The following is an 18,526-nucleotide window of genomic DNA, read 5'->3' on the forward strand; positions in this document are numbered from 1 at the left end:
CACAGATCGCTGTCACGCCGGCCCGCGCCTCTGCCAGGTCGAGCACGGGTGAGCTGCGCCCTGCCAGGTCACCCTGCCAGGTCGAGCACAGGTGCCCCCGCGTGCCGCCGTCGCGCTCAGCCGTAGGACGGCTCGGCGTGCCGTAGCTCGCGCAGGCCGGGCAGCGCGATGGCGCCCAGCCGGGCGCCGGTGCGCGGGTCCAGCCGCAGCACCCGCTCTCCCGCCCCGGCCAGCAGCTCGCCGTTCAGCCGGGCCAGCCCCCGTGCCGGGCCCGGCAGGTCCCAGACGCCTGCGGGGGCCAGCGTCTCGCCGTCGGCCGACAGCAGCCGCGTGCCCGCCGCCAGGTGGACGCGGCCGTCCCCGGCCACCGCGTACGCCTCGCCGTCGCCCAGCCGGCCCAGCAGGGCGCCGCGCTTGATCGTCAGGTCGTCGGTGGAGGCGAGCACGATGCGGCCGGTGGAGGCGTCGAAGACGTACAGTCGCCGGGCCTGGGTGTCCAGCGCCATCGCGTGCGCCAGTGGCGGGCCGAGGCCGAACGGTTCGGGCAGGTCCAGGCAGTAGGCCCAGCGCTGGTCCAGGCTGAGCACGTGGACGAAGGCGTGCGCGCCGGGGCTCAGGTCGTGGCCGGCGATCAGGTCGCGGGTGTGCAGGTGTTCGTCCTGGTGGGTGTAGAGGGTGTAGAGGGTGGCCAGGTCCGGGTCGTGTACGGCCTGGCGGCCCTTGCCGCGCATCTCCTCCTCCTTCGACAGCGGCACGGGCTGCTTGGCGCGGGTAAGCAGCGGTGTCATCCGGCCGGTGGCCAGGTCGTACATGCGTACGCGGTAGCGGTCGGGGTGTTCGGGCGGCAGGTGGTCCAGGACGTACATGACCTGGCCGTCGCCGGAGAAGGCCTCCGGTTCGATGTTGCCCTCCAGCCGCAGCGTCCGGTTGCCGCCGGCGCCGGTCAGGGTGAGGGTGGTACGGCTGCGGGGGCCGGGTTCGGGGCCGAGGGCGACGAGGCGGCCGGAGACGGCCTTGATGCGCCGGCCCGGGGCGCCGGCCAGGTCGCGCTGCTCGAGGAGGTGGCCCGTGGTGGCGTCGTAGGTGCGCAGCCGGTCGTGGGCGATCTGGTAGAGGCGCAGCCAGCGGGGGCCGGGCACCGCGCCGGGGTAGGTGGCCGTCACCGCGCCGGTGGGAAGCTCGACCAGGGACAGCCCGGCGGCGGTCTCGGCGAGCAGCCTGCCGCGTGGGCCGGGGGGTGCCGCGTTGGGGGGCGGCTGGGTGGTGGCGCAGGCCGATACGGCGGCCGCCGCGCCGAGCGCCAGGGCTTGGCGTCTGGTGATGGTGCTCACGTCTTTCCTACACCGGTGAGCGGCAGGGGGTTCCCGTTCAGGTGGTGACGCCGAGCTGAGCACGTACCTTGGCCAGGAGGTCGTGCGGGAGCGGGGCGTAGCCGTACAGGGACAGGTAGGACTGGCCTGCGTCGCCGGCGGTGTAGTCCAGGAAGGTCCGCACCAGCGGGTCTGAGCGGTGGGAGCAGATGATCTCGTAGGTGACCAGGATGATGGGGTAGGTGTCCTTGTTCTTGGTCAGGTAGTCGAACTTGACGATCAGGTCGCCGCTGTGGCCGGTGATCCGGGCGCCTTGCAGGGCTTTGGTGGCGCTCTGGGGCGAGAGGGCGACGAACTGGCCGGCGGCGTTGCCTATCTTGGCCGTGCGCAGGGCGGCGTCGCTGGCGTAGGCGTACTCCACGTAGCCGATGGAGCCCTCGGTGCGTTGGATGGCCTCGGTGATGCCGGCCGAGCCGGTGACGCCTTGCCCGGTGACGGCGAACTTCCTGGACGGCTCGTACGGCCAGCGGCCCGCCTCCTTGAGATAGGCGGTGAAGTTGTAGGTCGTGCCCGAGTCGTCGGAGCGGTGGAAGAGCCGGATGCCGGTGCGTGGCAGGTCCGCGCCGCGGTTGTCGGCGGCGATCTGCGCGGCGTCCCATCGGGTGATGCGGCCGCTGAAGATGCCGGTCAGGGTGGTGGGCGAGAGCTTCAGTTCCGGCGCGGACGGCAGGTTGTAGGCCAGGGCGATGGGGCCCACCACCATGGGCAGGTGTATCGCGCGGCTGCGGCAGCGTCTGTCGGCCAGTTGTTGTTCGGCGGGGTGCATCGCGACGTCGGAGCCGGCGAACGCGGTGACGCCGGTGATGAAGTCGCGGATGCCCGCGCCCGAGCCGTTGGCGTTGTAGTCCACCCGCAGGTCGGGGTGCAGCCCTTGGAAGTCGGCCCGCCAGGCGTCCATCGCGCCTTTCTGCGCGCTTGAGCCGGAGCCGGAGATCGAGGCGGTGATCGGGAGACTGGGGGGCGCTTCGTCGCGGGTCAACAGCGCGGTTCCGGTCAAGCCGACGGCAGAAGCGGCCAAGGTCAGGGCGACGAACAGCGCCGCCCTGATGATCCCGGTCAGCTTTTCCATCTCATCAAAATATGAAGTGGTCGCGGTCTTCTAGTTCATCACGCGTCCAACTCCTTGCCACAAAACAGTCATTCCCACCAGATTTGGGCAACGTTCTGGATCGAACCGCTGACGAGGGCAGTCACGCGTCCCAGGTGACCGGCAGGCTCTTGACCCCGTAGATGTCGGCGGTCTCCGGGCGCAGGGCGACCTGTTCGGCCGCTACCGCCAGGCGCAGCGTGGGGAAGCGGTTGACCAGCGCGGGGAAGGCGGCCCGCATCTCGACACGGGCCAGCTGCTGGCCCAGGCACTGGTGGATGCCGTGACCGAAGCCCAGATGCCCGCCGTCCTGCCTGCGCAGGTCGAGGGTGTGGGGATCGGCGAAGCGCTCAGGGTCGCGGTTGGCGGTGTTGATCGACAGGATGACCGCCGTACCGGCCTTGATGGTCTGGCCGCCCAGCTCGACGTCCTCCAGCGCCGTCCTGAAGAACGTCTTGGCCACACTCAGATACCGCATCAGCTCCTCCACCGCCTTGTCGGCGAGTGTGGGGTCGGCGCGCAGCGCGGCCAGCTGCTCCGGGTTCCGCAGCAGGGCGAAGGTGCCCAGCGCCAGCATGTTGGCGGTGGTGTCGAGCCCGGCCGCCAGCAGGATCAGGGCGACACCCTTCAGCTCCTCATCGGTCAGATCGCTGTCGGTCAGGTCGCTGAGCACGTCGTCGGTGGGGTTGGCGCGCTTGGCCACCACGAGTTCGGCGAGATAGGTCTGGACCGCGGTGTAGGCCGCCATCAGCTCCTCGTCGCCGGTCTCCCCGTCCATGAACTTGTCGACGTTGCCCTGGAAGGCGCCCCGATCCTCATACGGCACCCCCAGCAGCTCGCAGATCACGATCGCGGGGATGGGCTTGGCGAAGGCGGTCACCAGGTCCGCGGACGGCCCGGCCTTCTCCATGGCGTCCAGGCACTCGGCGGTGATCTGCTCCACGCGCTCGGTCAGTTGCCGCATCCGCCGCACGGTGAACTTGCCCACCAGCGGCTTCCTGTACCGGCTGTGCTGGGGCTCGTCCATGAGCAGGAACTCGCCGGGTGGCGCCGGAGGGACTTCGATGTCGCCGTAGTCGACCCACGGGTGGTGGCGCATGAGCTCTCTGCGCGAGCTGAACCGCGGATCGGCCAAGACCGACCGGACCAGGTCGAAGCCGGTGATCAGCCAGCCCTGATGACCGTCGGCGAAGGGGATGCGGCTGATCGGGCTCTGCTCGCGGGCCTGGAGGAGCTCCTTGGGCGGGTCGAAGGGGCGGCCGGGCTGACGTTCGGTCGGCATCGCGGTAACGGTGTGTTCCATGACGTCCACTCTCACCGACCGCTCTGATATGAGACCGTCGCCGACCTGACACGGCCGCTGACACCGCATGGCCGCGACGGCCGGTGAACGGCGCGGGGTTCGTGTCAGCGGCCACGTCAGGACGGCGACGGCCCGATATCAGAGCGGTCGGCCAGGTTGGACCCCATGAACGGTTCAGCCATTGTGGCCTCGGGGCTGCGCAAGGCATACCAAGACAAGACCGTGCTCGACGGCATCGACCTGGATGTCCGGACCGGCACGATCTTCGCCCTGCTCGGGCCCGACGGCGCCGGCAAGACCACGACGGTGAACGTGCTGACCACGCTGCTGGCCCCCGACGCCGGGAAGGTGGTCGTCGCCGGGCACGACGTGGCCACGCAGACCAAGGCGGTGCGCGCGGCGATCGGGGTCACCGGGCAGTTCGCCTCGGTGGACGACCTGCTCACCGGCGAGGAGAACCTGCTGATGACGGCCGATCTCCTGCACCTGCCCAAGGCGCAAGGCGAACGCGTCGCCGGCCGGCTGCTGGCGAGGTTCGATCTGGTCGAGGCGGCGGGCAAGCTGGCGGTGTCCTACTCCGGCGGCATGCGCCGCAAACTGGACCTGGCCATGACGCTGGTCGGCGACCCGCAGATCATCTTCCTGGACGAGCCCACCACGGGACTCGATCCGCGCGGCCGCCGCACCATGTGGGACATCATCCGGGAACTGGCCGCGGAGGGCAGGACCATCTTCCTCACCACCCGGTATCTGGAGGAGGCCGGCCAGCTCGCCGACCGTGTCGCCGTACTCGATCAGGGCCGGCTGGTCGCCGAGGGCAGCGCCGATGAGCTCAAGCGCCGCGTCCCCGGCAGCCATGTCCGGCTGCGGTTCACCGCCCGGTACGAACTCGACGCCGCGGCGCGGGTCCTGCACGAGTCCACCAGGGACGACGAAGAGCTGACCTTGCGTGTTCCCGGCGACGGCGGGGTGCGGTCCTTGCGCGCGCTGATCGATCGGCTCGACGCCCATGGTCTGGAAGTCGAGGAATTGTCGGTGCACACACCGGACCTGGATGACGTCTTCCTCGCCCTTACCGCTCACGCGAACAAGGAGGCCGGCGCGCGATGAAGGCCATGTCGGCTTGCCTGGGCTCGTACGACGTTCACGAGGCGAGCGTGATCTCGGCCAGCTCACGCCAGTCCCGCTGCTGCCCGGCACGGACCGCCTCGGCGAACACGGTTTCGCCGAGGTGATCGCGCGCGTCCGCGGCGATCCTGGCGGCGTCCGGCTGTGAACGGTCCGGCGTGCCGCGCACGCCGTCGCTCGCCCCGAGCAGTCGTACGGCCTGCTCGTGCTCTCCCTGGCGCAGCGCGAGGTCCGCGATCCCGATCAGCACAAGGGAGATCGTGGGGGGATGGGTGTGCTCGACGGTCGTGGCCGCGCGCAACGCCTCGGCCCGGTAGGCGCGGGCCTTGCCGAGATCCTCGGTGAGGTAGCCGTACAGGTCCATGGTGTGAACACGGACGGAGTCGGCCATGTCCGCCTCGCCCAGCACCGCCCGCACCGTGGCCAGGTGCTCGCGCGAGTGGTCCGGCTCGCCGCGCAAGCGCGCCAGCTGCGCCTGCGCGAGCGCCAGCTCGACGAGCGCGTCCGGCCAGACGATCCCATCGGCGATCCGCCGCGCCTCGGCCATGGCGGCGGCGCTTGATCGCTCATCGCCGAGCAGCCAGTGCAGCTGAGCCTGCCGCGCCCGCAGGCCGACCACGTCCTCGCTCGCGCCCACCTCCATCAGCGCCCGCGCCGCCTCTTCGTAGTGCTCGCAGGCACGGGCGAACTCGCCGCGCATGGCCAGCCGGTCGGCCAGGAAGGTCAGCGCGAGCGAGATCCCCATCCGGTCGCCCAGCGTACGGAACTCGGCGAGGGCGGTCTCGGCGTCGAGGTCCACGTCGGTCTCGTCGCCGCCGATCGTGAGCCGCAGCCGGCCACGGGTGAGCCTGGCCTGCGCGCGCACCCACGGATCGGCGGCGGCGACGAGCGGCTCGAAGGCGGGCATGAGCTCCGCCGGGCCCCGCAGCATCCGCTCCAGCAGCTCGACGAACCCCAGCAGCGGATGGCTGGACCCGCTGCGCTGAGCGAACCGGTGCGCCTGCTCGATCCACTCCCGCGCCTGATACTGATCGCCGGTGACCCCGGCGGTCACGAAGATCGTCACATTGAGGTACGCCAGCGCCCGCACCTCATCGGACACCTCACCGGGCAGCGAGGCCGCCGCGATGCTCAGCTCGGCGCCCTCGGCCCGGTGCCCGCTGAGGTACCAGTACCAGCCCGCGGCCGCGACCAGCCGCATCGCCTCCTGAGCCCATCCCTCGGCGATCGCGCCGCGCAGGGCCGTGCCGATGTTGTCGTGCTCGGCCCCGAGCCTGGCCAGCCACTCCACCTGCTCGGCCCGGCGCAGGCGCGGCTCGGCCGTCTCGGCCAGCTCGGTGAAGTACGCCAGGTGCGCCCGGCGCGCCGGCTCGCTCTGCCCGGCTTCGGCCAGCCGCTGCGCCGCGTACTCCCTGATGGTGTTGAGCATCCGGTAGCGCGGCATGCCCTGGCCGTCGGCGAGCAGCAGCGACTTGTCGATCAACGCGGTCAGCACGTCGAACACCTGCTCCCCGGCGGACGTCTCCTGCCCGCACACCTGTTCGGCCGCTTCCAGGCTCACCCCGCCGGAGAACACCGACAGCCGCCGCAGCACCTCACGTTCGGTCTCGGTCAGCAGGTCCCAGCTCCAGTCCACGACCGCGCGCAGCGTCTTGTGCCGGGCGAGCACCGTACGGCTGCCGCTGGTCAGCAGCCGGAACCGGTCGTCGAGCCGGCGGGCCAGCTGATCGACGGACATGGTGCGCAGCCGGGCCGCGGCCAGTTCGATCGCCAGCGGCATCCCGTCCAGCGCCCGGCAGATCCGCACCATGGCCGCCAAAGTGTCGGTGTCGGAGCCGATGTCCTTGCGCACCAGATCGGCGCGGTCGCGCAGCAGCCGCACCGCGGGCGAGGACCCGGCCTCGGCGGGATCGGCTCCGCCGGCGGGCAGCGCGAGCGGCTCGACCTGCCACAGCACCTCCCCGGTGATGCCGAGCGGTTCCCTGCTGGTGGCCACGATCCGCAATCTGCGGCACTCCCCCAGCAGCCGGTCGGCGAACGCCGCGGCCGCCTCGATCACGTGCTCGCAGTTGTCCAGGATGAGCAAGATCGCGCGCTCGCGGACCGCGGCGATGAGCCGGTCCATCGGCTCCCCGCCCCGCGAGCCGCCGAGCAATGCCTGGTCACGCAGGCCGATCGCGGTCAGGGCGGCCTGCGCCAGATCGCCGCCTTCCCCGACGGAGGCCAGTTCGACCAGCCACGCCCCATCCGGCAGGTCGGCGAGCATCGTCCGCGCGGTCTCGGTGGCCAGCCTCGTCTTGCCGGAGCCGCCCGCCCCCGTCAAGGTGACCAGCCGGTGCTTGGCGGCCAGAGCGGCGACCGCGGACACATCATTCTTCTTGCCGACGAAACTCGTCAGCTCGGCGCGCAGGTTCGTCTTGTGGTTGTCCGCCCGCTCGCCCAGCTCGCCACGCAGCAGCGCGGTGTGCAGCGCGGAGAGCTTGGCCGACGGATCGACGCCCAGCTCCTCGGCGAGCCGCTCGCGGGTGCGCTGGTAGACCGTCAACGCCTCGCTCCCCCGCCCCGCCTCGGCGAGCGCTCGCATCAACGCCGCCACGAACCCCTCCCGCAGCGGGTACGCGGCGACCAGCTCGGTCAGCTCCGAGACCAGCTCCGAGCCACGGCCGAGGCGAATATCGGCATCCACCCGATCGCCGAGCGCGGCGACGTGGAGTTCGTCCAGGCGCGCGACCGCGGCGTCGAAGGTGTCGCTGCCCTGCAGCGCGAGGTCGGCCATGGCCGTGCCGCGCCACAAGGCCAAGGCCGAGCGCAGCAGATCCGCCCGCGCCGCGGGCTCGGCGGCACGGGCCTGGCCGACCAGCTGCTCGAACCTGGATACGTCCACGGCATCAGGAGCCACGGCCAGCCGGTATCCGCCGGAATCGGCCTCGATCACCCCGTCCGGCAACACCCTGCGTAGCCTGGACACCAGTGCCTGCAAGGCGTTCACCTCGTCGGCGGGCGGCTGTTCGCCCCAGATCCAGTCCACCAGCCTCGCCCGCGTGACGATCCGGCCGGGTTCGAGGGCGAGCGCGGCCAGCAGTGCGCGCAGCCGAATCCCCGGAACCTCCACCACGGCCCCATCGCGGTTTCGGACCTCGAACGGTCCCAGCAATTCGACTCTCACAGCGGCAATTGTGCCGAACTGTGAGCCCGTCTTGCGCCATCTGTCCGTCTGGGCCCTCCGGCCGCACCCCCTGGACGCCGGCTGGGCCTTGCGGCCGCACCCCCTAAACGCCGGGCGGGAGGGTGGCGGTGAGCTCGAAGCCGCCGCCCGGGTGGGGGCCCGCCTCGACGCTGCCGCCTGCCTGGCTTAGCCGTTCGACCAGCCCGCGCAGCCCGCTGCCGCTCTCGGCCGGCTGCGGGCCGGGACTCTCTGTGGGTCGCGGGCCGTCGGTGCCGCTCTCGGTGGGTCCGTCGGGGCTGCTGCCGCTCTTGGTGGGCCGCGGCCGGTCGGGGCCGTTGTCGCGGATCGTCAGGGTCAGGCCGGTCAGGTCGATCTCGGCCTCGGTGGCGCCGCTGTGCCTGATGATGTTGGTGACGCCCTCGCGTACCACCCAGCCCAGCAGCGCCTCGGCCTGCGCGGCCGGTGGCGGCCCGGTGCGGCGGACGCGGGCGCGCACGCCGGCCGCGGCCAGGGCGTCGCGGGCGCGGGCGAGTTCGTCGGCCAGGCTACCCGCCCGGTAGCCGGTGACCGCCTCGCGTACCTCGGTCAGTGCCTGCCGGCCGACGGCCTCGATGTCGGCGGCCTGGCGTTCGGCCTGGCCGGGGTCGCGGCGGGCCAGTCGTCGTACGGCCTCGGCCTTGACCACGATGACCGACAAGGTGTGCCCGAGCAGGTCGTGCAGGTCGCGGGAGAAGCGCAGCCGCTCCTCGGCGACGGCCGCCTCGGCCAGGCGCCGCCGGGTCTGGTTCAGCTCGCCGATGACCGTGTGCAGGTGCAGGATGACGGCCACGACCAGGCCCGCGCTGAAGGTCCCCCACGAGAAGGCCAGGATCGACTCCAGGCTGCCGCCGCCGGCCCCCACCACCAGCGCCGTGCCGAAGGGCAGCGCCGCCGTGGCGAGTCGCACCGCCCGGCCGCGCAGGGTGATGCCGCACGCCACGCCGAGCAGCGGGAACAGGTAGTACCAGCCGCCGCCCAGCACGATCGACAGCCCGAAGACCACGGCCGAAAGCCCCGCCAGCGCGAGCCGGGCGGGCACCGTACGGCGCCGGAAGGCCATGATCACTGTCAGCGCGTACAGGGCGGACATGGCGGCCAGGCCCGCCCATGACAGCCAGCCCGGCCGCAGCGAGCCGTCGACGGTCTCCCAGATCGCGCCCGCGGCCAGCAGGACGAAGGGCAGGAACGCCCCTATGCCGGGCGCGTCGGGCGCCTCGTCCGGCGTGCCGTCGGGGTTAGAGGGCGGGGTTCGGGCCATCAGGCCAACGTTATCCGCGCCCGAGAGCCGCGACGAGCCGACCCGAGGCGTGAAGCACGCTGGGTCAGCCCGTCGCCGACATCGGGTCGAGCCGGGCCAGCCGGTCGGCGTCGGTGATGATGACGACCTCGGCGATCAGGCCGCCGCTGACGGTGAAGGCGACCAGCGAGACCACCTGGCCGCCGACCGTGGCGACGGATCCGGCGGCCCCGTTGACCAGCACCGGATGTCCCACCGAGCCGACCGGGCGGAACATGATCGCCTGCTTGGCCACCACAGCCGCCCCGCGCGCCACCAGCACGCCCCCCGCGGCGCCGCGGTCGGAGCGGACCACGACATCCGGGTCGAGCACCCGTACCAGCGCCTCGAAGTCTCCATCGCGCGCGGCGGCCAGGAAGGCGTCGACGGCCTGGCGCTGACGGCCCAGATCCGGATCGGGCACCGGGGCCGTGCCCCGCACGCGGCGGCGGGCGCGGCTGGCCAGCTGCCTGGCCGCCGCCGGGGTACGCCCCACGATCGTCGCGATCTCCTCGAACGGCACCGCGAACATGTCGTGCAGCACGAACGCCAGCCGCTCGGCCGGCTCGAGCGACTCCAGCACCACCAGCAACGCCAATCCGACCGAGTCGGCCACCAGCGCCTCGTGCTCGGGATCGACGCCCTCGGCGGGGCTGACGACCGGGTCGGGCAGGCGCTCTTCCAGGGAGTCCTCGCGCCGCCGCTCGCGCGAGCTCAACATGGTCAGGCACACCCGGGCCACGACCGTGGTCAGCCACCCGCCGAGATTGTTCACCTCGCTGGTGTCGCTGCGGCTGAGCCGTATCCACCCCTCCTGTACGGCGTCCTCGGCCTCGCTCAGCGACCCGAGCATCCGGTAGGCCACGGCCCGCAGATGGGAGCGGTGCTCCTCGAACCGGCCGGCCAGGAACTCCGCGTCGCTCGTCGTCCCAATATTCGTCGTCCCAATATTCGTCGTCCCAATATTCATCGTCACATTCCTTCGTCAAAGCAAGTCATAGCACTGACCAACCCGACGCCACCGATGTGACAACTCCCGCCGAGGTTTATGCCTGGACCAGAGTGATCACTCCCGCGCTCACGAGGGCGAGCGCCCACATGCGGTCCAGATTGAACCAGGCACGCCGCAGCACCGTGAGCCCGGCCACCTCGTACACCACCACGGCGATGACACCCGCCACCACGAACATCGCCAGCGTGTGCAGCGCGGCCACCGCCAGGCCGCCCGACAGGGCGTGCCCCTCATGGCCGGGGGCGTGCAGGCCGGTGAAGACGGGCAGCAGCATCAGGCCGGCGCCGTGGGCCGAGGACATCAGGAACGACCAGCCGGCCAGCTGCCACAGCGACAGCCGCATCCCCACCCAGCGGAAGTGCCGCTTGGACAGCAGCCGCCACAGGCCGAACCCGACCAGCACCACCCCGCCGCCGATCGACAGCACCCTGCCGGTGACCAGCGAGCCGGTGAGGCCGACGACGATCGCGACCACGGCGACCGAGCCCAGGTGGCCCAGCGCGATGACCGGCAGCGACTGCAGCAGCAGGTCCCTGCTGCGCTCCTGCAGGCCGCGGGCCACGGCGAAGAGCCAGCCCATGGCCGGGTTCAGGCCGTGGAAGGCGCCCAGCAGGAGCACGGTGGCGATCGTCACGGGTAGCAGTAGGAGTCGGAGGAGGCGTCGCCGCCCTGCAGGCGTACCTGGTGGGGGCGCAGGCCGCGGAAGGCCTCATCGTGCGGGAAGAAGCGGGTGTCGAAGGTGAAGGAGTCGGTGTCGATCTTGGCCATCCAGGCGCCGACGCCCTCGGGGTAGAACTGGTCGTCCCAGGCTCCGTACAGGGAGTTGGTGAGGTAGAGGCGGCGGCCGTCGCGGCTGATCTCGACCATCTGCGGCCCGCCGCGCAGCGGCAGTGACGGCTGGGCGGGGTGGGGTGCCTGCCGGGCGATGCCGCCGATCCTGAGCGAGCCCAGCTCGGCGGGGTTGGCCGGGTCCGACACGTCGTACTGCTTGATCTCGCCGGTGCCCCAGCAGGAGACGTACAGGCGCTGGTCGTCGACCGACAGGTCGATGTCGGTGACCAGGGGCGGCACGGCGCCGAAGGGCTGCAGGACGGGTGGCAGCAGGTCGGCGCTCGCGGGCTCGGCGGGGATGGTGATCACCTTGCGGGCCTGCCAGCGGCCGTCCTCGTGGAACCAGAGCCAGATCGAGGCCGACAGGTCCGCGGTGCTGGTGACGACGCTGGCGAAGCCGTAGGTGCGGGTGGGGTCGTGCGCCGGGCGCAGCTCCAGGACCATCTGGTGTTCATCGCCCAGGTCGACCTCCTGGACGTGCTTGCGCTTGCGCAGGTCCCAGAAGTGCAGCTTGTGGCCGTACTTGCGGCCGAGCAGCAGCTCTCCCACCACGCCGTTCTCGATCATCGACGGGGTGCCCCACTCGGAGCTGATCAGCACGTCGTGGTTGATGTGCCACCAGAAGTCGTAGGCGAGGTACTGCGGCCCTCTGTCGACCTCCCAGCGTTCGAGCACTTCGAACGTGGTGTGGTCGAGCAGCGCGATCCCGCCGGGCCCGTCGTTGCCGTCGGCGCCGCCGAGCGCGGACAGGTAGATCCCGCCGGGCCCGCAGTGCACGGTGTGGGGCCGGGAGTAGCCGGCCCGTTTGGCCAGTTCGTCGGCCTCGATGACCTTGACCAGTTCCGGGCTGAGGTGGTCCTTGGTGTCGAAGACGTGGATGCGCGAGGAGCGCAGTCCGGGCACGATGAGGTAGCGGCGTTCGACATGCGGGTGCGGGGCGCTGGGGCACAGGGCGGTGCTGCAGGCGTTCCAGCCGAAGTGGTGCAGCTCGTCGCCGGTGTTGGGCAGCTCGCTCCAGCCCACCACCTGGCCGTAGTGCGGCGAGTCGGCGTCGGTGTCGAGTACGGCCAGCGCGTCCGGCCTGGTCGCCGACCGGTCGAAGGCGACGACATAGGCCAGTTTCTCGGCGGGTGCGCCGGCCGCGTCCCTGGGCGAAGGATAGAACGTGGGGTCCGGGGTCCAGAGGCTCATCCCTTCACGTATTCACCAATTCCCTACAAGGTCAACAGGGTATTGGGCATGTTTTCGGAATGATCGCGCAAGGTGTTGTCCCGATCAGGGTCGATCGCGGGCCGGGCCTCGCAGGCCGTCGAGGGCGATGTCGATGAAGCGCCGCCAGTCGCCCACGGCGTTGCGGCTGATCGCCGAGACCGCTCCGGCGATCATGTAGAGGTCGCCGAGCTTGGCGTCGGCGCGGAGCGTGCCGTCGGCCCGGCCGCGCTCGAGCAGCGCCTCGCCGAGGGCCAGGAGGTCTTCGCCCACCTGCCCGCGCGGCTCGGTGGAGCCCAGCGCCGCCTCGATCGCGCTGGAGACCCCCCGGCCCTCGTCGTGCACCTGCCCGATGCGGGTCAGGAAGCAGGTCAGGGCCTGCCGAGTGTCGGGATTGGGCAGGCATTCGGTACGGGCGTAGGCCAGGATCTCGGCGAACCGCTGCTCCGTCACCGCCTCGATCAAGGCCTGGCGGGTCGGGAAATGCCGGTAGACGGTGCCGATGCCGACTCCGGCCGCCTTGGCCACCTCCGCCATCTGCACCTCGTCCCCGCGTTCGGCGAACAGCTCGCAGGCCACCTCCAGCACGCGAGCGCGGTTGCGCTCGGCGTCGGTGCGGGGCTTGCGGGCGGTGTGCTTTGACATCCCTGGCGGTCCTCTGTCTAGACTTGAAGCGGAATCGGATTCCGAATCCTCCTCCGGAAAGGATATCTCATGTCCAAAGATCGCTTCATCCTCCTGAGCCCCGGAGAGTCACGCCTGCCGTTACCGCCGGGGACGACGCTCAAGGCCGGAGCCGCCGACACCGAGGGCCGGTTCACCCTCATGGAGAACCACAGACACAACGACCTCCCCTCGCATGTCCACGACACCTTCGACGAGTTCGTCTACGTGCTCGACGGGGAGCTGGGCATCGACTTCGACGGCTGGACGCACCGCCTCACCGCGGGCATGTGCGCCCTGCTGCCGCGCGGCGTCACCCATGCCATGCGCACCCTGTCCGAGGCTCCGGTCCACGCGCTGCGGCTGTCGACGCCGGGCGGCCTGGAAGGCAACGTCCAGGACGTGGCCGAGGACAGCGGCGACAAGGACCGCTTCTACGTCCTGGGGCACGGCCAAGCCCGGCCGGGGCGCGTCAAAGTGCCGCCCGCCTTCGCCGCCAAGGCTCGCGCCACCGACACCGGCGGCACACTGTCACTGCTGGAAATGGCCGTGGCTCAGGACATTCCCCGCCATGTCCACCACGAGGCCGACGAGGGGATCTACATACTCGACGGAGAGCTCGTCGTCGAGTTCGACGACCGGACGGACAAGGTGGGCAAGGGGCAGTTCGTCCTGCTGCCCCACGGGGTCCCGCACGCGCTGCGCCGCGGGTCCACCCCTCCTCCGCGGGTCATCCAGATCTCCTCGCCGGGTGGCTGGGAGTGCTTCGTCGAGGACCTGATCGAGGCCAGGCCGTACGTCAGCGCGGGCGGCAGGCTCGACCCGGCCAAGCTCAACTCCATCGCCGCCAAGTACGACATCACCTACGAAGTGCCGTAACCCACGCGAAGCGGCAGCGGCCACACCCGGGGTGCCGAGCGGATGCCCCAGAGCGCGACGGCGATGTAGAGGACCTGCTCGGGAATGCGCAGCCACAACGGGGACGCCTCGCCGCCGTCGAACGGCACGTCGGCCAGCGCGGCGTAGATGTTGGCCGGCAGCAGGAGCACGAAGAGCGCGATCAGCCCGATCCCGGCCGACCAGCGCGTCCTGGTGATGATCAGCCCTACCGCGCCCATGAGCTCCAGCACGCCGGTCAGGTAGACCACCGCGTCGGCGAAGGGCACGAAGGGGGGCACCATGCGTACGAGATCGGCGTGGGTGGGCATCACCGTGACGCTTTCCGGGACGAAGTGCGCGCTGGCCGTCATGAAGAGCATGACGGCCAGCGCATGCGCCGCACTGACCGGCCACGAGGCGAACCGGCCGACCCCGAAGGCCCCCAGTGCGCGGAAGCCCAGCAGGGCCACCACCAGAACGATGCTCGTCTCCATTACGTCCCCCAATTGGGTAGTTGCGCTATCTAGTTGTTGGATAGCACAACTATCCTATGAAGGGAATGACTGTCAAGCGGCCGGGCGCCTTGGGCGCGGGGCCGCTTGTTTTGGCTCGCTCGCTTTGGCTTAGTTCGACCAGTCGCCGATGAGCGCCCTTATCTCCTCGGCCACCTCTTGCGCCGACCGGCCGTCCGTGTCGATGCGCAGGTCACCCGCTCCGGCGCGGTCGAGCGCCACGGCCTCGCGTGCCGCCCGTTCGGCGACGCGGCGCAGGGCTTCGGGGTCCAGTCCCTTCAGCTCATCGCCCGGTATCGCCGGCCCGCCTCCCCGGCCGCGCCGCGTGACGCGCTCGGCCAGCGTCGCGGGCCCGGCGTGCAGACGGCACACCGTCAGCGCCGCTCCGGGAAGCAGCTCGGCGTAGTCGCGGACGGTGTCGTCCCGGTCGTCGTGCCCGGAGACGATCAGGCACCTGGCCTCGGCCGCGCGGTATCCGGCCAAGAGGGCCGCGAGATTGCGCGCCTTGAGGCGATGGCCGTCCGGGTCGTCGTCCGTGGCGGGACGTAACACGCCGATCTGCTTCAGATCCACATAAGCGGCTCGTACGCCGGTCCGGACGATCTGCGAGAAGACCTCATAGCCGACAGTCGACTTCCCCACCGCGGTGGCGCCGGACAACCACAGCACCGGAACCGGATCGACGGCGAGCGGTGCGGCCGGTCGGGAAACATGGCCGACGGGTGGGCCGGGACGCGGCCATCCACCGGCTCGCTCGCGGACCATCCGGGCCGCCTCGGGCACGGTCAGCCCGCCGGTATCCAGGCACAGGTCGGCGAAGTCGCTGCCCTCCAGCGACTCCGCCTCGGCGACGGCCTCGGCCACCAGGTCGGGACGCCATCCCCGCCCGAGAAACCGCTCCTTGAGCTCATCGGTGCTCACGCGCAGCCGGCACACGGTGAAGGCGGCGTCCGGGAGACGCTCCGTGTACTCGCCGATCTCCTCAGCGGTGTCGACGAAACCCGACAGGACCACGCACCGCGCTCCCTGATCCCGGAAGTTGGGCCACATCGCGGCCAGGCTCCGGGCCCGGATCCGATGGGTGCCGAGCTCCGGCAGGGGGTAGCACAGGCTGATCTGGTCGGCGTCGACGAACGCCGCCCGGACGCCGCCCCGGCTCAGCTGGGCGAACACCTCCCAGCCGAGCGAGGACTTCCCGACACCTGACGGCCCGCACAGCCACAGCAACGGCAGAAGATCGCTTCCCACCCGCGCGACAGTAGTTGACCGTCCGCGCGATCGGCGATCACATTTCGCCCGCTCAGGACGGGCATCGCCCGTCAAGGGCGCTGAGGACGGCGTCGATGAACACCGGTGACGCCGGTTCGTCGGCATGCGCCACGCCGGCGAACTCGGCCCGGCACCAGACACCGGCGATGACGTCGTTGCGCGTCTCGTCGAGCGAACTCGTCAGCAACGTGTACTTGACCGGATCCGGCGTCGGGTCGCCGCTGTTGAGCTGGGCGATGAAGCTGCTGGTGGGGCACATCTGCCCGCCCTGACCGGCCGGCAGCAGGCAGGCGGGCCAGTAGCCGAGCTGCCCGGTGCCCATCGAGACGTAGCTGAGCGTCTTGGCGGCGCCGCCGAGGGATTTGAGGTAGTAGCGCGCGGACAGCCCTCCCATGCTGTGCCCGACGAGGCTGACCTTGCCGCCGCCGTGTTCGCCGCGTGCCTGCTCCACGAGGCCGGCGATGGCCTGGGCGTTGGCGAGGTTCTCCTCGCCGGGCAGGTCGATCGCGTACGTCGGGTAGCCGGCTTGCTCCAGCGCCGTGCGCATCTGGGCGAACTCGGTCGGCGAGCCGTTCCAGCCGTGAACCAGGATGACCGGCTCCCGCTGCGCGCCCTGGGCCGGCGAACCGGGGCAGAGCCCGCCCAGCAGGGCGACCGCGATGATCAGTAAGGGCCGGATGCGGTGGGGTCTGGGCGGCATCGTCGCACCTCGCTACTCGTACCGAAGGGGGGTTCACTTACCTAGTGCTCGGTAAGTGAGTTGCGTTAGGTTTAACACCGTGACCCCGAGCAGGCAAGGACCCGGCAGGCAGGAACGCGCTCGCCTGCGGCGGGAAGAGATCATCACGGCGGCCGGCGAGATGTTCGCCCGCGGCGGTTTCCGCGGCACCTCGCTCGCCGACGTCGCGGCCCGGGCCGGCATCACCGAGCCCGGTCTGCTGCACCACTTCGGCAGCAAGGCGGGCCTGCTGCTGGCGGTGATCGAGCGGCGCGACCTGGACAGTGAGGCGTTCGCCCTGGAACTGCTCGGGATGGAGCCCTCCGGGCGGCTTCGGGCGTTGCCGGAGTTCGCGCGCCGCAACAAGCAGCGGGCCGGGCTGGCCAAACTGTTCACGGTCTTGGTGGCGGAGAGCCTCGAGCCGGGCTCGCCCGGCCACCAACATTTCGTCGAACGCTACCGCGCGATGCGCGCCATCGTGGCCGACAACATCCGCTCCGCCCAGGCCGACGGCGTCGCCCGCCCGGACATCGACCCGGTGGCCAAGGCCACCGAGATCCTCGCGACCCTCGACGGCCTGCAGACCCAGTGGCTGCTCGACCCCGAAGCCGTCGACATCGTCGCCACCGTCGAGTCCTACGCCCGCACCCTGGAACGCGACCTCGGAGTGATCTAATGCCTGCGGGCGAAGGCTGAGCGGCAGGAGGGCGGCGCCAGGACATGCGGGTGACGATGACGAGCGTCGCGAAACGACCCGGCCGCGCGAACGAGGACTTCACCGGCGCCGTGCCGACGGCGGCGGTGCTGGTCGACGGCGCCGGCATCCCCGGCGGCGAAGCGACCTGCCGGCACGGCGTCGCCTGGTACGCAGGCCGCCTGGGAGCCAACCTCCTGTCCCTCGTAGGGGACCGCGGCCTTGCGGCGCTGCTCGCCGAAGCCATCGAGCAGGTGACGGACGAGCACCGCCACACCTGCGACGTCGCCAACCCCATCAGCCCGTCGGCGGCCGTGGCCGTCCTGCGCCTGTCCGGCGGCCTCCTGGAGTACCTGGTGCTCGGTGACGCGTTCCTCGTGCTCGACAGGGCTGACGACGCGCCGCTCGTCGTCTCCGACCCCCGGGAGGTGATCATCAGCCGGTCCTACGAGCCCGCGCTCGAGGCCGCCGCCAAGGGCAGCGAGGACTACCACCGCGTCCTGCGAGACCTGCGCGCCAACCGGAACCAGCCGGGCGGCTTCTGGGTGGCCAAGGACGACCCGCGCGCGGCGGACGAGGCGATCACCGGAAGCTGTGCGATCTCCGAGCTGAACGGCGCCGTCCTGCTCAGCAATGGAGCCGGCCGCATCGTGGACCCCTTCCGGCTCGCCGACTGGCCGGGGGTCATGGCCGCACTGGCGTCGAGCGGGCCCGCCCACATCATCCAGCGCGTCCGGCAGGCGGAGGCGCGCCACGCGGTGGCCGCGGACGACGCGACGATCACCTACTGCACCGACCTCGGCCAGGCATGAGGGTCACGGCGAAAAACCGGCGGCCAGCCCCCCATGACCTGACGCACTTCCTCATCGAGGGCCACCTTCCCCTGCGGAACGGATTCTGGGACCTGGTCGCCGACGGCGTCGACTTCGGCTACCGACCGGGCGGCAGGGTTTTCAATGCCTCCAGGTAGTTCAGCACGGTGACGGGGTCGTGGGCTTCGACGGTCAGGGCGAGATGGCCATCGGGACGTACGAGCACCATGGCCTCGCCGGTGACGCCGTAGCCGTCGGCCGCGTGGCCGTCGGCGTCGGTGAGCGTGCCTGCTTCGGCGATCAGGCACGTACGCAGAGGGCCGGGCCAGGCATCGCGTACGACGTCGAGCGAGCTTCGACCGCTCTGGCCGAATCCCACAAGGGTGAAGTGCGGGCCGCGGAAGATGTCGAAGAGCCGCACAGTGGCCCCCGACGCGTCACGGCAGGGGGCGTCCGGGGCGCGATCGCCGGCACGTACACCTCGACGGTGGCCCTCGCGCGACACAGGAGGCCGTGGTCGGGGTCGGCCCCGAGATGCAGCCGGTCCGGGCGCAGGCC

The 18,526-nt window shown here is 71.1% G+C and carries 17 protein-coding genes; 4 read left to right on the top strand and 13 right to left on the bottom strand.

From position 1 onward, the window contains the following. Positions 1-116: 116 nt before the first annotated feature. The 3 genes from AB0J16_RS39325 to AB0J16_RS39335 all read right to left on the bottom strand — a co-directional run bounded on the left by AB0J16_RS39325 (position 117) and on the right by AB0J16_RS39335 (position 3,760). A complete protein-coding gene (locus AB0J16_RS39325) occupies positions 117-1,331 on the bottom strand; it encodes a hypothetical protein (protein ID WP_358549641.1) in 1,215 nt (404 codons plus the stop codon). Positions 1,332-1,368: 37 nt separating this feature from the next. Then, the gene (pstS, locus tag AB0J16_RS39330; RefSeq protein WP_358549644.1) at positions 1,369-2,439 is read right to left on the bottom strand and encodes a phosphate ABC transporter substrate-binding protein PstS; all 1,071 of its coding nucleotides are present in this window, start codon (positions 2,437-2,439) and stop codon (positions 1,369-1,371) included. Between the two features lie 121 nt (positions 2,440-2,560). Next, positions 2,561-3,760, bottom strand: a complete 1,200-nt coding sequence (locus AB0J16_RS39335; RefSeq protein ID WP_358549648.1) for a cytochrome P450 — start codon at positions 3,758-3,760, stop codon at positions 2,561-2,563. Positions 3,761-3,925: 165 nt separating this feature from the next. On the opposite strand from AB0J16_RS39335, the gene AB0J16_RS39340 reads away from it, so the two are divergent. Next, positions 3,926-4,870, top strand: a complete 945-nt coding sequence (locus AB0J16_RS39340; protein WP_358549651.1) for an ATP-binding cassette domain-containing protein — start codon at positions 3,926-3,928, stop codon at positions 4,868-4,870. A 34-nt stretch (positions 4,871-4,904) separates the two neighbouring features. Here AB0J16_RS39340 and AB0J16_RS39345 read toward each other — a convergent pair whose 3' ends face one another. The 6 genes from AB0J16_RS39345 to AB0J16_RS39370 form a co-directional block, all read right to left on the bottom strand. Then, positions 4,905-8,054 (bottom strand): BTAD domain-containing putative transcriptional regulator, encoded by a 3,150-nt coding sequence (locus AB0J16_RS39345; protein WP_358549654.1) that lies wholly within the window; start codon positions 8,052-8,054, stop codon positions 4,905-4,907. Between the two features lie 103 nt (positions 8,055-8,157). After that, positions 8,158-9,351, bottom strand: coding sequence for a sensor histidine kinase (locus tag AB0J16_RS39350; protein ID WP_358549657.1), 1,194 nt, complete (start codon positions 9,349-9,351; stop codon positions 8,158-8,160). Between the two features lie 64 nt (positions 9,352-9,415). Next, positions 9,416-10,339: a sigma-70 family RNA polymerase sigma factor gene (locus AB0J16_RS39355; RefSeq protein WP_358549660.1), complete on the bottom strand. Its 924-nt coding sequence runs from the start codon at positions 10,337-10,339 to the stop codon at positions 9,416-9,418. A gap of 76 nt (positions 10,340-10,415) precedes the next feature. Further along, complete coding sequence (locus AB0J16_RS39360; protein ID WP_358549787.1) at positions 10,416-11,024, bottom strand: hypothetical protein; 609 nt, start codon at positions 11,022-11,024, stop codon at positions 10,416-10,418. After that, positions 11,012-12,403: a selenium-binding protein SBP56-related protein gene (locus tag AB0J16_RS39365; RefSeq protein WP_358549663.1), complete on the bottom strand. Its 1,392-nt coding sequence runs from the start codon at positions 12,401-12,403 to the stop codon at positions 11,012-11,014. Before AB0J16_RS39365 ends, AB0J16_RS39360 begins: the two co-directional genes overlap by 13 nt. Before the next feature lie 84 nt (positions 12,404-12,487). Next, a complete protein-coding gene (locus AB0J16_RS39370; RefSeq protein ID WP_358549666.1) occupies positions 12,488-13,066 on the bottom strand; it encodes a helix-turn-helix domain-containing protein in 579 nt (192 codons plus the stop codon). Between the two features lie 69 nt (positions 13,067-13,135). Here AB0J16_RS39370 and AB0J16_RS39375 point away from each other — a divergent pair, with 69 nt between their 5' ends. Continuing rightward, a complete protein-coding gene (locus tag AB0J16_RS39375; protein WP_358549668.1) occupies positions 13,136-13,963 on the top strand; it encodes a cupin domain-containing protein in 828 nt (275 codons plus the stop codon). Here AB0J16_RS39375 and AB0J16_RS39380 read toward each other — a convergent pair. The 3 genes from AB0J16_RS39380 to AB0J16_RS39390 form a co-directional block, all read right to left on the bottom strand. Next, the gene (locus AB0J16_RS39380; protein ID WP_358549670.1) at positions 13,948-14,457 is read right to left on the bottom strand and encodes a hypothetical protein; all 510 of its coding nucleotides are present in this window, start codon (positions 14,455-14,457) and stop codon (positions 13,948-13,950) included. The genes AB0J16_RS39375 and AB0J16_RS39380 overlap by 16 nt on opposite strands. A gap of 129 nt (positions 14,458-14,586) precedes the next feature. Further along, positions 14,587-15,723, bottom strand: coding sequence for a hypothetical protein (locus tag AB0J16_RS39385; protein WP_358549672.1), 1,137 nt, complete (start codon positions 15,721-15,723; stop codon positions 14,587-14,589). Between the two features lie 52 nt (positions 15,724-15,775). Next, positions 15,776-16,444 carry an alpha/beta fold hydrolase gene (locus tag AB0J16_RS39390; protein ID WP_358549674.1) on the bottom strand — a complete coding sequence of 223 codons (669 nt, stop codon included), beginning with the start codon at positions 16,442-16,444 and terminating at the stop codon, positions 15,776-15,778. Positions 16,445-16,523: 79 nt separating this feature from the next. Between AB0J16_RS39390 and AB0J16_RS39395 the strand changes: the two genes are divergently transcribed. Continuing rightward, entirely contained in the window at positions 16,524-17,138 is a 615-nt protein-coding gene (locus tag AB0J16_RS39395; protein ID WP_358549676.1) for a TetR/AcrR family transcriptional regulator, read from the top strand. Positions 17,139-17,188: 50 nt separating this feature from the next. Beyond that, on the top strand, positions 17,189-17,968 hold the full coding sequence (locus AB0J16_RS39400; RefSeq protein ID WP_358549678.1) for an integrase: 780 nt from the start codon (positions 17,189-17,191) through the stop codon (positions 17,966-17,968). A 118-nt stretch (positions 17,969-18,086) separates the two neighbouring features. Here the strand turns inward: AB0J16_RS39400 and AB0J16_RS39405 are convergent, their stop codons facing one another. Then, complete coding sequence (locus AB0J16_RS39405; RefSeq protein WP_358549680.1) at positions 18,087-18,473, bottom strand: hypothetical protein; 387 nt, start codon at positions 18,471-18,473, stop codon at positions 18,087-18,089. Positions 18,474-18,526 lie beyond the last annotated feature (53 nt).

The organism is Nonomuraea sp. NPDC049750 (assembly GCF_040659625.1).
In the GTDB taxonomy this organism is placed as follows: domain Bacteria; phylum Actinomycetota; class Actinomycetes; order Streptosporangiales; family Streptosporangiaceae; genus Nonomuraea.

What these genes read in the sequence shown, in the direction of transcription:
- AB0J16_RS39340 (WP_358549651.1), top strand. Translation starts at nt 3,926, where the DNA reads ATGAACGGTTCAGCCATTGTGGCCTCGGGGCTGCGCAAGGCATACCAA.
- AB0J16_RS39370 (WP_358549666.1), bottom strand. Translation starts at nt 13,066, where the DNA reads ATGTCAAAGCACACCGCCCGCAAGCCCCGCACCGACGCCGAGCGCAAC.
- AB0J16_RS39380 (WP_358549670.1), bottom strand. Translation starts at nt 14,457, where the DNA reads ATGGAGACGAGCATCGTTCTGGTGGTGGCCCTGCTGGGCTTCCGCGCA.
- AB0J16_RS39390 (WP_358549674.1), bottom strand. Translation starts at nt 16,444, where the DNA reads ATGCCGCCCAGACCCCACCGCATCCGGCCCTTACTGATCATCGCGGTC.
- AB0J16_RS39335 (WP_358549648.1), bottom strand. Translation starts at nt 3,760, where the DNA reads ATGGAACACACCGTTACCGCGATGCCGACCGAACGTCAGCCCGGCCGC.
- AB0J16_RS39365 (WP_358549663.1), bottom strand. Translation starts at nt 12,403, where the DNA reads ATGAGCCTCTGGACCCCGGACCCCACGTTCTATCCTTCGCCCAGGGAC.
- pstS (WP_358549644.1), bottom strand. Translation starts at nt 2,439, where the DNA reads ATGGAAAAGCTGACCGGGATCATCAGGGCGGCGCTGTTCGTCGCCCTG.
- AB0J16_RS39355 (WP_358549660.1), bottom strand. Translation starts at nt 10,339, where the DNA reads ATGAATATTGGGACGACGAATATTGGGACGACGAATATTGGGACGACG.
- AB0J16_RS39375 (WP_358549668.1), top strand. Translation starts at nt 13,136, where the DNA reads ATGTCCAAAGATCGCTTCATCCTCCTGAGCCCCGGAGAGTCACGCCTG.
- AB0J16_RS39350 (WP_358549657.1), bottom strand. Translation starts at nt 9,351, where the DNA reads ATGGCCCGAACCCCGCCCTCTAACCCCGACGGCACGCCGGACGAGGCG.